The 12,349-nt window shown below is 69.1% G+C and carries 10 protein-coding genes; all 10 read right to left on the reverse strand.

The features are described from left to right. Window positions 1-131: 131 nt before the first annotated feature. On the reverse strand, window positions 132-1,634 hold the full coding sequence (gene araA / locus GA0070612_RS27905) for an L-arabinose isomerase (protein WP_088990628.1): 1,503 nt from the start codon (window positions 1,632-1,634) through the stop codon (window positions 132-134). A 26-nt stretch (window positions 1,635-1,660) separates the two neighbouring features. Next, window positions 1,661-2,650, reverse strand: coding sequence for a galactofuranose ABC transporter, permease protein YjfF (gene yjfF / locus GA0070612_RS27910; RefSeq protein ID WP_088990629.1), 990 nt, complete (start codon window positions 2,648-2,650; stop codon window positions 1,661-1,663). Continuing rightward, entirely contained in the window at window positions 2,647-3,717 is a 1,071-nt protein-coding gene (locus GA0070612_RS27915; protein ID WP_088990630.1) for an ABC transporter permease, read from the reverse strand. The genes yjfF and GA0070612_RS27915 overlap by 4 nt, the downstream gene beginning before the upstream one ends. Next, window positions 3,714-5,252 carry a sugar ABC transporter ATP-binding protein gene (locus tag GA0070612_RS27920; RefSeq protein WP_088990631.1) on the reverse strand — a complete coding sequence of 513 codons (1,539 nt, stop codon included), beginning with the start codon at window positions 5,250-5,252 and terminating at the stop codon, window positions 3,714-3,716. The genes GA0070612_RS27915 and GA0070612_RS27920 overlap by 4 nt, the downstream gene beginning before the upstream one ends. Before the next feature lie 173 nt (window positions 5,253-5,425). After that, window positions 5,426-6,433: an ABC transporter substrate-binding protein gene (locus GA0070612_RS27925; RefSeq protein ID WP_408630516.1), complete on the reverse strand. Its 1,008-nt coding sequence runs from the start codon at window positions 6,431-6,433 to the stop codon at window positions 5,426-5,428. 129 nt (window positions 6,434-6,562) lie between these two features. After that, a complete protein-coding gene (locus GA0070612_RS27930) occupies window positions 6,563-7,255 on the reverse strand; it encodes an L-ribulose-5-phosphate 4-epimerase (RefSeq protein ID WP_197699254.1) in 693 nt (230 codons plus the stop codon). Further along, window positions 7,252-8,934 carry a ribulokinase gene (gene araB / locus GA0070612_RS27935; protein WP_088991812.1) on the reverse strand — a complete coding sequence of 561 codons (1,683 nt, stop codon included), beginning with the start codon at window positions 8,932-8,934 and terminating at the stop codon, window positions 7,252-7,254. Before araB ends, GA0070612_RS27930 begins: the two co-directional genes overlap by 4 nt. A gap of 748 nt (window positions 8,935-9,682) precedes the next feature. Next, window positions 9,683-10,471, reverse strand: coding sequence for an ABC transporter permease (locus GA0070612_RS27940; RefSeq protein WP_088990633.1), 789 nt, complete (start codon window positions 10,469-10,471; stop codon window positions 9,683-9,685). After that, window positions 10,468-11,445 (reverse strand): ATP-binding cassette domain-containing protein, encoded by a 978-nt coding sequence (locus tag GA0070612_RS27945; RefSeq protein WP_088990634.1) that lies wholly within the window; start codon window positions 11,443-11,445, stop codon window positions 10,468-10,470. The genes GA0070612_RS27940 and GA0070612_RS27945 overlap by 4 nt, the downstream gene beginning before the upstream one ends. Window positions 11,446-11,476: 31 nt before the next feature. Next, a complete protein-coding gene (locus tag GA0070612_RS27950) occupies window positions 11,477-12,319 on the reverse strand; it encodes a DUF4097 family beta strand repeat-containing protein (protein WP_088990635.1) in 843 nt (280 codons plus the stop codon). Window positions 12,320-12,349: the final 30 nt, after the last annotated feature.

A 12,349-nucleotide genomic window follows, 5' to 3' on the forward strand; every position in this document is an offset into this window, starting at 1 on the left:
CCGCGTTTTCACGGAAGCCGAGTGGATCAACCCCCGTGTGTTCGGGGGGCCGGGCAGGTGGCAGGCAAGAGCACCGACGTGATCGACCTGGGCCCGTCGGACCCAGGTCGATCACGCACCGGCGGCAGGCCTCAGAAGCCCCGGGCCAGCCGGTAGTAGGCCTGGTTCCAGCGCAGCTCGTCGGCGAAGCGGCGGGTCTGGGTGTCGGCGTCGATGACGACCAGCTCGGTGCGGCTCATCTCGGCCAGGTCGTGCAACTCCTCCACCCCGACCGCCTGGGACAGCACCGTGTGGTGCGGCGCGCCGGCGGTGATCCACGCCTCCGCCGAGGCGGGCAGGTCCGGTCGCGGGCGCCAGACGGCGCGGGCCACCGGCAGCCGGCGCAGCGGCTGCGGCGGGGTGACCACGTCGATCTCGTTGGCGACCAGCCGGAAGCGCTCCCCCATGTCGGCCAGGCCGAGCACGACCGCCGGGCCGGGTGCCGCGTCGAAGACGAGCCGGACCGGGTCCTCCCGCCCGCCGATGCTCAGCGGGTGGATCTCCGCGTTCGGCGTGTCGGACGCGATCGTCGGGCAGACCTCCAGCATGTGCGCCCCGAGCACCAGCTCCTCACCCGGGGTGAGGTCGTAGGTGTAGTCCTCCATGAACGACGTGCCGCCGTCTACGCCCACCGACATCGCCTTGAGGGTCCGGACCAGCACCGAGGTCTTCCAGTCCCCCTCGCCGCCGAAGCCGTAACCGTCGGCCATCAGTCGCTGCACGGCGATGCCGGGCAGCTGACGCAGACCACCGAGGTCCTCGAAGTTCGTCGTGAACGCCCGGAACCCACCCTCGTCCAGGAAGGCCCGCATGCCCAGCTCCAGCCGGGCCGCGTACCGCAGGGAGTCGTGCCGCTCCCCCCCGGACAGCAGCTCCGCGGCGACGCGGTACGTGTCCTCGTACTCCTTGACGAGGTCGTCGACCTGCGCGTCGGTGACCTGACCGACCACCTCGACCAGGTCGTTGACGCCGTAGGTGTTGACCGACACCCCGAACCGCAGCTCCGCCTCGACCTTGTCGCCCTCGGTGACCGCCACGTCGCGCATGTTGTCGCCGAAGCGGGCCAGGCGCAGCGACCGCATCGCCGACCAGCCGAGCGCGGCACGGGCCCACGCACCGACCCGGGCGCTCACCCGCGGGTCGCTGACGTGCCCGGCGACCGTCTTGCGCGCCACACCGAGACGGGTCTGGATGTACCCGAACTCACGGTCGCCGTGGGCGGCCTGGTTCAGGTTCATGAAGTCCATGTCGATGTCGTTCCACGGCAACAGGACGTTGGCCTGCGTGTGCAGGTGCAGCAACGGCGTCTGCAACGCGTCGAGCCCGGAGATCCACATCTTCGCCGGCGAGAAGGTGTGCATCCACGCGATGACCCCGATGGCGCCCTGGGCGGCGGCGTCCCGGCAGACCTGCAGGATCTCACCACTGTTGGTCAGGACGGGCTTCCAGACCACCCGGGCGGGAATCTGCGGCGAGTCGTCGAGCGCGGCCGCGATCTGGCGAGACTGCTCGGCGACCTGCCGGAGCGTCTCCTCGCCGTACATGCCTTGGCTGCCGGTGAGGAACCAGATCTCGGGTGCGTTGTGTGGTGCCATGGGGTTGCCTTCCAGGAGAGGAACGGTCACTTGTAACGGATTCCGATGAGGCGCTGAAGGAGGATGAACGCGAACAGCAGGCCGCCGATCACGATCTTGGTCCACCAGGAGTTCAGGCTCCCATCGAAGGTGATCAGGGTCTGGATCACGCCCAGGACGAGCACGCCGAGCACAGTGCCGAAGGCGTAGCCGCCGCCCCCGGTGAGCACCGTGCCACCGATGACGACGGCCGCGATGACGTCCAGCTCCATGCCCACCGCGATCAACGGCGCGCCGGACAGGGTGTAGAAGGACAGCAGGATCCCGCCGATCGCCGAGCACAGACCACTGATCGTGTAGACCGCGATCCGGGTCCGCCCCACCGGCAGACCCATCAGCAGGGCCGACTGGGGATTGCCGCCGATGGCGTACACGTTGCGTCCGAGCCGGGTGTAGGCCAGCGTGTACGCGGCCACGGCGACCACGACGAAGGCGATCAGCACGCTGATCGACACGAAGTTGCCCCGGGGATCACCGATGCGCTCCTGCGACATCCTGGTCCAGAACCCGTCGGTGATCGGGATGGACGCGTCGGAGATGAACGTGCACATGCCCCGGGCGAAGAACATCCCGGCGAGCGTGACGATGAACGGCTGGATCTCGAAGAAGTGGATGACGCAGCCCATCAGCAGACCGAGGGTCGGCCCGATGAGCAGGGCGATGACGAGCACCAGCGCCGCCGGCAGACCCTCCTGGAGCAGCCACGCCGACACCATCGCCGTCATCGCGACGACCGAACCGACCGACAGGTCGATACCGCCGGTGAGGATCACGAAGGTCATCCCGATCGCGACCACCAGCAGGAAGCTGTTGTCGATGAACACGTTGAAGATGACCTGGACGTTCGAGAACGCCGTGTACTGGGACACGCCGATGCCGTACATGACCAGCAGCAGGGCGAGCGTGGCAAGGACCGGTATCTGCCGCCGTGGCAGTCGGAACCGGGTACGCCCAGCGGTGAGCGATCCAGTGGTCATGCCGGCACCTGCTCCTTCGGCTTGTCGGCGATCGTGGCGGGCGGCGGTAGGTCGCGTCGACGGCGGGCGAACTTGGCCCGGAAGGCCGGCGCCTGGACGAGGCAGACGACGATGACGACGACCGCCTTGAACAGCAGCGAGGTCTGCGGCGAGATGTCCATGGCGTACACCGTGGTGGTCAGGGTCTGGATGATCAGCGCGCCGAGGATCGTGCCGCTGAGGAAGAACCGGCCACCCGCGAGGGACGTGCCGCCGATGACGACAGCGAGGATGGCGTCCAACTCCACCCAGAGGCCGACCGCGTTGCCGTCGGCGCTCGACACGTTGGCCGTCATCATGAAGCCGGCGACCGCCGCGCAGGCGGCGCTGATCACGTACGCGAGGAAGATGACCCGGCCGGAACGGATGCCGGCGAGTCGACTCGCCTCCGCGTTACCGCCCACCGATTCGACGATCATGCCGAGGGCGGTGCGGCGGGTGAACCCGGCGACGACGAGCGCCGCGGCGAGGGCGATGAAGATGGCCAGCGGCAGGGTCAGCAGGTGGCCCAGCCCGATCGCCCGGAACGGCTCCGAGTTGATGGTGATGATCTGACCCTGGGTGATCAGCTGGGCGAGGCCACGACCCGCCACCATGAGGATCAGCGTGGCGATGATCGGTTGAATCCCGATCACGGCCACCAGCACCCCGTTCCAGGCGCCGAGCACCAGTGAGATCGCCATCGCCAACGCCAGCGCGGTCAGCACCACCGTGAGGCTGTTCTGGTCGGGCTGCTTGCTGATGTACATGCAGGCGATCGCGCCGCTGATCGCGCAGAGCGAGCCGACCGACAGGTCGATGCCCCCGGTCGAGATGACGAGCGTCATGCCCAGCGCGACGAGGATCAACGGTGCGCTCAGGCGCAGGATGTCGATCGGCGTGCCGTACAGGTGCCCGTCCTTGAGCTCGATGGACAGGAACCCGGGACGGTAGATCGTGTTCGCGGCGAGCATGACGACCAGCACGGCGGCGGGCCAGAACAGCCGGTGACCGGTCACCGCCCGGTAGCGGCCCATGGTGGCGCTCATCGGTCTGCCTCCTGGAGGGACCCACTGGCAATGGTTTGCATGATGCGGTCGGCGTCCAGGCTCTCGTCGTTGGCGAACTGGGCGACCATCTGCCGGTCCCGCATGACCGCGACCTTGTGGCTGAGACGCAGCACCTCCTCCAGCTCGGCGGAGATGAACAGCACCGCCATCCCGCCGTCGGACAACTGGGTCACCAGCTTCTGGATCTCGGTCTTCGCGCCGATGTCGATGCCCCGCGTCGGTTCGTCGAGGATCAGCAGCCGTGGTTCGGTGATCAGCCACCGGGCCAGCAGCACCTTCTGCTGGTTGCCGCCGGACAGGTTGCGTACCGGCACCTCCGGGTCCGCGGGCCGGATGCTGAGCGCCTTGATGTACTTGTCGACCAGCTCGTCCTGACGGCGGCGCGGGATCGGTCGCAGCCAGCCACGGGCGGCCTGCATGGCGAGGATCATGTTCTCGCGGACCGACAGGTCCGCGACGATGCCCTCCGCACGGCGGTTCTCCGAGCAGAAGCCGACGCCCTGCTCGATGGCCTGGGCGGGGGTACGCAGGCTGCTCGCCGTGCCGTCGACGGTGACCTGACCACCGTCGGTCCGGTCGGCGCCGAACAACAACCGGGCCACCTCGGTACGCCCGGAGCCGAGCAGCCCGGCCAGGCCCACCACCTCACCGGCGTGGATGGTGAGGCTGAACGGCTCCACCGCGCCCTTCCGGGCGAAGTCCGACACCGACACCAGTGGGGTGCCCTCCTCGACGGCGGCGAGGTCCCGCCGGGAGTGCTCCTCGATGCCCTCCAGGACGTCGAGTTCCTTGCCGATCATCTTCTCGACGAGGGAGAGCTGGGGCAGCTCAGCGGTCAGGTACTCACCGACGAGACCACCGTTGCGCAGCACGGTGATCCGGTCGGCGATCTCGTAGACCTGGTCGAGGAAGTGGGTCACGAACAGGATCGCGATGCCCTCGTCGCGCAGTTGCCGCATGATGCGGAACAGTTGCGCCACCTCACCGGCGTCGAGGCTGGACGTGGGCTCGTCCAGGATCAGCACCCGCGCCTTGATGTCGATCGCCCGGGCGATGGCGACCATCTGCTGGATCGCCAGAGAGTACGAGCCCAGTGGCGCGCTGACGTCGAGGTCGAGGTCGAGGCGGGTCAGCAGCTCCCGGGCCCGGCGGCGGACCTCACCCCAGCGGACGGCGCCGAGGAGTCGGGGCTCACGGCCGATGAAGATGTTCTCCGCCACCGACAGGTTGGTGCAGAGGTTGACCTCCTGGAAGACGGTGCTCACCCCGGCGGCGGTCGCCTGCATCGGTCCGCTGAAGGACACCTGCTGGCCGTCGAGGGTGATCGTGCCGCCGTCGGTGTCGTAGACACCGGTCAAAACCTTGATGAGGGTCGACTTGCCCGCGCCGTTCTCGCCCATCAGGGCGTGCACCTCGCCGGGGAAAAGCCGGAAGTTGACGTCGTGGAGTGCGCGCACCCCGGGGAAGGACTTGCTGATCCCGGTCATCGTCAGGACCGGACGGCTATCCGTCATCCCATCAGACCTCTTCTGGGTCGTCGACACGGAAGGGCCGCTGCGCTCCCGTGCGCCCGCCCGGTCGTCCGGACGGGCGTGGCACGGGGTGGTCGCGGGCCATGCCCGGTCCGTTGCGGGTAGGGGGACGACGCGGCGGGGCCGCCACGCGAGCGCGGCGACCCCGGCGTCGATCAGTACTTACGGTTGGGCAGCGCTTCCTTGGCCTGCTCCTGGGTGAAGGTGGTCTCCTCGGTCTCGATCCGAGGCGGCACCTCCTCGCCGGCGTGCACCTTCTTGGCGAGGTCCATCAGCTGTGGGCCGAGCAGCGGGCTGCACTCCGCGATGAAGTTGAACTTCCCGTCGGCGAGCGCCTGCATGCCGTCCTTGACCGCGTCGACGGTGATGATGGTGATGTCCTTGCCCGGCACCTTGCCGGCGGCGGTGATGGCCTCCAGCGCACCCAGACCCATGTCGTCGTTGTGCGCGAACAGCACGTCGATCTTCGGGTTGGCCTTGAGGAACTGCTCCATGACCTGCTTGCCACCGGCCCGGGTGAAGTCACCCGGCTGGGAGGCGATGATCTTCAGGTTCGGGTTGGCGGCGATCGCCTCACCGAAGCCCTTCTTGCGGTCGTTCGCCGGCGCCGCACCCGTGTTGCCCTGCAGCTCGACGATGTTCACCGGACCCGAGGCGGTCTTCTTCTGCTCGACCAGCCACTCACCGGCGAGACGGCCCTCCTTGACGAAGTCCGAGCCGAGGAACGTCTTGTACAGCGTCTTGTCGGCCGAGTCGACCGAGCGGTCGGTCAGGATGACCGGGATGCCGGCGTCCTTGGCCTCCTTGAGCACGGTGTCCCAGCCGGACTCCACCACCGGCGAGAAGGCGATCACGTCGACCTTCTGCTGGATGTAGTTGCGGATCGCCTTGATCTGGTTCTCCTGCTTCTGCTGCGCGTCATCGAACTTCAGCTCGATGCCCGCGGCAGCGGCGGATTCCTTGATCGAGGTGGTGTTCGCGGTACGCCACCCGCTCTCCGCACCGACCTGGGAGAAGCCCATCGTGATCTTGCCGTCGTCCGTGGACCCGCCGCCGCCGCCGGTGTCGCTGTTGCCACAGGCCGCCACGCTGCCGACCAGCAACGCGCTGGCGAGGACCGCGACAGCGCGCCACCGAACGGACTGCGTTCGCATCTTTCCCATCGAATCTCCTTGGCTGGATGTGGTGGGTAACCGCGCCGACCGCCGAAGAACCCGAAGAGCGGCGTACGCGGGTGGTGCGTGCTGGTGCGTGGTGGTGCAGACCGGCGGGTCCTGATGATCGGGGAAGAGTCAGGAACCCGCCGGTGCGACTGGTTGTTGACCGTAGACGTTCTGGTAGCGGTCGTAGAGGGCGTCGATGTCCGCCTGCGCCATCGGCACCGGCTGACCGAGGGTGTGGGCCAGGTGCGCGGTACGCGCCACGTCCTCGCACATGACCGCCGCCTTGACCGCCGCCTTCGCGTCCCGGCCGATGGTGAACACGCCGTGGTTGCGCATCAGCACCGCGGGCGAGCGGTGCCCGGAGAGCGTGGCGACGATGCCCTTGCCGATGTCGTCGCCGCCGATCAGCGCGAACGGGCCGATCGGGATCTCCCCGCCGAACTCGTCGGCCTGCGCGGTGAGGTGGCAGGGAATCGACTCCCCGCACGCGGCCCAGGCGGTGGCGTACGAGCTGTGCGTGTGCACCACACCACCCACCTCGGGCATGGCCCGGTAGACGTAGGCGTGGGCGGCGGTGTCGCTGGACGGGGCGAAGTCGCCCTCGACGAGGACACCGTCGAGGTCGCAGACCACCATCGTGTCCGCGGTGAGGTCGTCGTAGCTCACCCCGCTCGGCTTGATCACCAGCAGGTCCTGGCCGGGAACCCGGGCGGAGACGTTGCCGGACGTCCAGGCGACCAGGTTGTAGCGGGTCAGCTCGCCGTGCAGGCGCGCGACCGTCTCACGCAGCTCACGGATCTGTCGGGTCACCTCGGCGTTCACGCGACCACCTCCAACGCGGTCTCGGGTGTGGTCGCGGCGCTGTCGACAGCCGCGTTGCGGATCGCCCGCAGGCGCATCATGACGTCGTTGCCCCCGCGACCGAAGTGGTCGTGCAGCGCGCGGTACTCGGCGTAGAGGGCGTCGTAGGCGCGGGCCCGCTCGGGGTCCGGACGGTAGACGGCCTCGTGCACCCGACCCATCGCCTGCGACGCCTCGTGGACCGTGGGGAACTCTCCGGCGGCGACGGCGGCGTGGATCGCCGATCCCAGTGCCGGCCCCTGCGCCGAGGCGATGATGTTCAGCGGTCGCCTGGTCACGTCGGCGTAGATCTGCATCAGCAGCGCGTTGTTGGTGAGACCACCGGCGATCACCAGGTCGTTGACCGGGACGCCAGCCTCGACGAAGGCCTCGATGATCATCCGGGTGCCGTACGCGGTGGATTCCAGCAGCGCCCGGTAGATGTCCTGCGGCCGGGTGGCCAGGGTCATCCCGACGATCATCCCGCTCAGGTCGTGGTTGACCAGCAGTGACCGGTTGCCGTTCCACCAGTCCAGCGCGATCAGGCCGTGCGCGCCGACGGGCTGACTCGCGGCCAACTCGGTGAGGCGCTCGTGCGTGTCGGAACCGGCCGGGGCGGCGTGCTCGACGAACCAGCCGAAGATGTCCCCGACACCGCTCTGCCCGGCCTCGTAACCCCATGCGCCGGCGCTGATGCCGCCGTCCACGACACCGCACATCCCGGCCACCTCGGCGACCTCCGCGCCGTTGACCACGTGGCAGGTCGAGGTGCCCATGATGGCGACGAGCCGGCCGGGCTCCACCGCCTGCGCGGACGCCGCGGTGACGTGCGCGTCGACGTTGCCGACGGCCACCGCGATCCCCTCCGGCAGGCCGGTCCAGGCGGCGGCCCGCGCGGTGAGCGAGCCGGCCCGGGCGCCGAGAGGCAGCAACGGGCCGTCCAACTTGGCCACGAAGTCACCGAAGCCGGGGTTGAGCGCGGTCAGGAAGTCCTCGGAAGGGTACTGACCGTCCTGCAGGATGCCCTTGTAGCCGGCCGTGCAGACGTTGCGGGTCTCGGTGCCGCAGAGCTGCCAGACGATCCAGTCGGCCGCCTCGATGAAGCGCTCGGCACGGTGGTAGACCTCAGGGTCCTCCTCCAGGATCTGGAGCCCCTTGGCGAACTGCCACTCGGCGGAGATCTTGCCGCCGTACCGGCCGATCCACGGCTCTGCCCGCTCGTGGGCCAGCGCGTTGATCCGGTCGGCGTGCGGCTGCGCGGCGTGGTGCTTCCACAGCTTCACCCAGGCGTGCGGTCGGTCGCGCAGCTCGGGGTCCTCGCAGAGCGGGGTGCCGTCGGCGCTGGTCGGCAGCACCGTGCAGGCGGTGAAGTCGATGCCGATGCCGACGACCGCGGCAGGATCCACCCCGGCGGCTGACAACGCCGCCGGAACGGCGTACCGCAGCACGTCGCGGTAGTCCTCCGGGTTCTGCAGGGCCCAGTCCGGGGGTAGCTGTCGACCTCCCGGGAGCGCCGCGCTGATAACTCCGTCGCCGTACTCGTGCACCGCGGTCCCCAACTCGGCACCATCACCGACACGGACCACCAGAGCTCGCCCGGACAGGGTGCCGTAGTCGACACCGACGACATAGCGGTCGCCTGCTCCGTCCACACGGTTCATGTTCACCTCCACCGTTAACGGGGATAGTGTTAACGCTCACATCAACCCCCGTCAAGACATCCACCCGCAACAGCTCCGTAACGGAACAGCGAAGGCGGACCAACTGGGGCGCGTCAATAACGGACCGGTGCAAAACGCGCAAATGTGGTGCCGACCACGGCACCCAGGCCTCGGACGGAGCGCCACGCGGATCGGGCGACGACCGGAGGCACCTCGGCAGGCTGGACGACCGGCACTGCCGGTCGGACGCGACGAGTCGATCATCCGACTGCGACAGTGTCGCGCTCGATCATGATGTCAGCGATAACATCATCGAGGCGCCCCGGATCGACGGCCAGATCCGCGAAACGGCCGCAGTCGACCGCGTTGGCTCATAGCTGAGCATTTCGGCGGATCCCGCGGGGCAGCGCGACAGTCGTGTTATCGATAACATTCGACGTTTCGTGATCGCCCGGGTCCATCCGCCCACGAAGGAGCGCGTCGGGCGCGGCCATGGCCGCGAGGTCTGGTTGATCCACTCGTGTTCTGTGACATCGCGGTATCCGAGGCGCTGCGACAGACCGACATCCCGGAACCCGAGTCGATCATGCAGGCACCGCCGGCAGGCGGGGCAGGCGCCGACAGGCGGGGCGGGCACCCCGCGAACACGGAGAGCCGGCGACCCGACCCGATGGGCCGAGCCGCCGGCTTCCAGCGCGGAGGCGATGCTGCGGTGCGGGGGTGGTCCGGTGGCGGAGCGCCGGTCGGATCAGGCGACCCGGTTGCGGTTGTAGAGGGTCTTGGCCCAGAAGAAGCACGCGACGGTGATGACGGCGCACCAGCTGACCGCGATGATCCCGTTGGCGCCGATCCCGGTGCCGAGGAGCAGGCCGCGCAGGGTCTCCATGACGGGCGTGAAGGGCTGGTACTCGGCGAACCACCGCACCACTGTGGGCATGGAGTCGGTCGGGACGAACCCGCTGCCCAGGAAGGGCAGGAGGATCAGTGGCATGGGCAGGTTGCTGGCCGTCTCGACGCTGTCACTGACCAGGCCGAGGGCGACCGACAGCCAGGTCAGCGCAAAGGTGACCATGGCGAGGACACCGACGGCGGCCAGCCACTCGACCGGGTTGGCGGTGGGTCGGAAACCGACGAGCAACGCCACGCCGGTGACGGCCGCGAGGCTGAGCAGGGTCTGCGCGAGGCTGCCCAGGACGTGACCGGTGAGGACCGACGGCCGGAAGATCGCCATCGTCCGGAACCGGGCGATGATGCCCTCGGTCATGTCCATCGCGACCGAGATGGCGGTGCCCTGGGCCGCGCTGACCACCGTGATGAGCAGGATGCCGGGGGTGACGTAGTTGGCGTACTCGGATCGGCCGCCGGACGGCCCCAGCCCGGCGCCGAGCGTGCCGCCGAAGACGTAGACGAAGAGCAGCAGGATGATGACCGGGATGCCCATGAGCAGGAAGGTCATCGACGGGTAGCGCCGCATGTGCAGGAGGTTGCGCCGCAGCATCGTGCTCGAGTCACGGACGGCGAGGGAGAGCGTGCTCATCGCGCGGGGGCCCTTTCGTGGTCGGGTCGGCCGGCGCGGGTGTCGGGCTGACCGGTGAGGGTGAGGAAGACGTCGTCGAGGTCGGGGGTGTGCACGGTGAGCCCGGCCACCGTGATCGAGGCGCGGTCGAGCTGGTCGAGCAGGGAGCGCAGCGCCCCGACCCCGCCGTCGCTCGGCACCTGGAGGGTGAGCGCGGCATCGTCCCGGGTGGCGACCGGCAGCGCACGGGCGGCCGAGGCGAGCCCTTCCTGGTCGGCGAACTGCAGCACGACGTGGCCTCCGGGGATGAGCCGCTTGAGCTCGCGCGGCGTGCCCTCGGCGATCAGCCGGCCGTGGTCGAGGAAGGCGACGCGGTCGGCGAGCTGGTCGGCCTCCTCCAGGTACTGCGTGGTGAGCAGGATGGTGACGCCCTCGGCGACGAGGCCGCGGATGATCTCCCACATGGCGCGGCGGCTACGCGGGTCGAGGCCGGTGGTCGGCTCGTCGAGGAAGATGACGCGGGGCTCACCGACCAGGGTCATGGCGAGGTCGAGCCGTCGGCGCATCCCACCGGAGTACGTCGACGCCGGCTTGTCCGCCGCGTCGGCCAGGTCGAACTGGTCGAGCAGCTCGTCGACCCGTCGCCGGCCGGACGTCTTGTCCAGGTGACGCAGGTCCGCCATCAGGTTCAGGTTCTCCCGGCCGGTGAGCAGGTTGTCGACGGCGGAGAACTGGCCGGTGACCCCGATCAGCTCGCGTACCGCGTCCGGATCCCGCTGCAGGTCGTGGCCGAAGACGCGGGCCTGCCCGCCGTCGGCGGCGACCAGGGTGGAGAGGATCTGCACCGTGGTGGTCTTGCCGGCGCCGTTCGGGCCGAGCAACGCGAAGATGGTTCCCTCGGTGATCATCAGGTCGATGCCGTCCAGCACGACCGTGTCGCCGTAGGACTTCCGGAGATCGGTCGCGACGATCGCGGGCTTCGTGGAGCTGGTCATGGTCTCCTCTTTACGGTCCGTGGGTGGCGGGTCAGGCGCGGCGGATCATGATGTCGCCGTAGGAGGTGTTCGCCCGGACCTCGACCGTCTCGTCGGTCTGCGCCGGGCTGTCGGTGCTCTCCAGGGCGTTGTGTACGCGGCCGTGCTTGGAACTGACGTCGAGCCAGGCGGCCGTCCCGCGCCGGATGCCGACCTCGATGGCCCCGTACGAGGTGGTCAGGTCGATCGCACCCCGGACGACCTCGCCCAGCCGGAGGTTGCCGTAGGCGGTGCGTGCCGTCACCGAGGCGGTGGTCGCGTCGAGGGTGATGTCGCCGTACGCGGTGTTGACCCGGACGTCGCCGCCGCTGCGGCCGATCCAGCAGTCGCCGGAGGAGTTCTTGATCTCGACGGGTCCGTCGACCGCGCCGAGGCGTACCTTGCCGGACGACGCCTTCACCCGGGCGGAGCCGGTGACCCGCTCCACGGCGACCTCGCCGTGGCTGCTGTCGATGTCCAGCGGCCCGGTCCCGTCGAGGCGGATCCCGCTGCCGGTCTTGATGCGGCACTCGCCGAGTTGGCCCTCGCAGCGGAACGCCGCCCACGACGACTCGGCGTGCACCTGCGACCCGGTCGGTAGCTCGATCAGGACGTCGACCGACGGGCCGGACCAGAAGCCGTAGCGCCGCCACGTCTTCGGCACCCTGATCAGCAGCTTTCCGGCGTCGTACTGGACGGTGGCCTGTTCGGCGGTGCTCACGTCGGCCTTGCTCGACGGGTCGCGGGGTCGCACCGTCACCACCGTGTCGGTGCGGTCGGTCGCGCTGATCCAGACGTCCCCGACGGGCAGTTCGATCTGGACGGCGATGGGCTCTGGCGTCTCGAAAACAGGCATGGTGGTCTCCCGGACGGTGGTCGGTGGCGG

It is taken from the genome of Micromonospora chokoriensis (genome assembly GCF_900091505.1).
GTDB classification, from domain to species: Bacteria; Actinomycetota; Actinomycetes; order Mycobacteriales; family Micromonosporaceae; genus Micromonospora; species Micromonospora chokoriensis.

Coding starts and splice junctions, on each gene's coding strand:
- araA (WP_088990628.1), bottom strand. CDS start 1,634: ATGGCACCACACAACGCACCCGAGATCTGGTTCCTCACCGGCAGCCAA.
- GA0070612_RS27940 (WP_088990633.1), bottom strand. CDS start 10,471: ATGAGCACGCTCTCCCTCGCCGTCCGTGACTCGAGCACGATGCTGCGG.
- GA0070612_RS27920 (WP_088990631.1), bottom strand. CDS start 5,252: ATGACGGATAGCCGTCCGGTCCTGACGATGACCGGGATCAGCAAGTCC.
- GA0070612_RS27925 (WP_408630516.1), bottom strand. CDS start 6,433: ATGGGAAAGATGCGAACGCAGTCCGTTCGGTGGCGCGCTGTCGCGGTC.
- araB (WP_088991812.1), bottom strand. CDS start 8,934: ATGAACCGTGTGGACGGAGCAGGCGACCGCTATGTCGTCGGTGTCGAC.
- GA0070612_RS27915 (WP_088990630.1), bottom strand. CDS start 3,717: ATGAGCGCCACCATGGGCCGCTACCGGGCGGTGACCGGTCACCGGCTG.
- GA0070612_RS27950 (WP_088990635.1), bottom strand. CDS start 12,319: ATGCCTGTTTTCGAGACGCCAGAGCCCATCGCCGTCCAGATCGAACTG.
- yjfF (WP_088990629.1), bottom strand. CDS start 2,650: ATGACCACTGGATCGCTCACCGCTGGGCGTACCCGGTTCCGACTGCCA.
- GA0070612_RS27945 (WP_088990634.1), bottom strand. CDS start 11,445: ATGACCAGCTCCACGAAGCCCGCGATCGTCGCGACCGATCTCCGGAAG.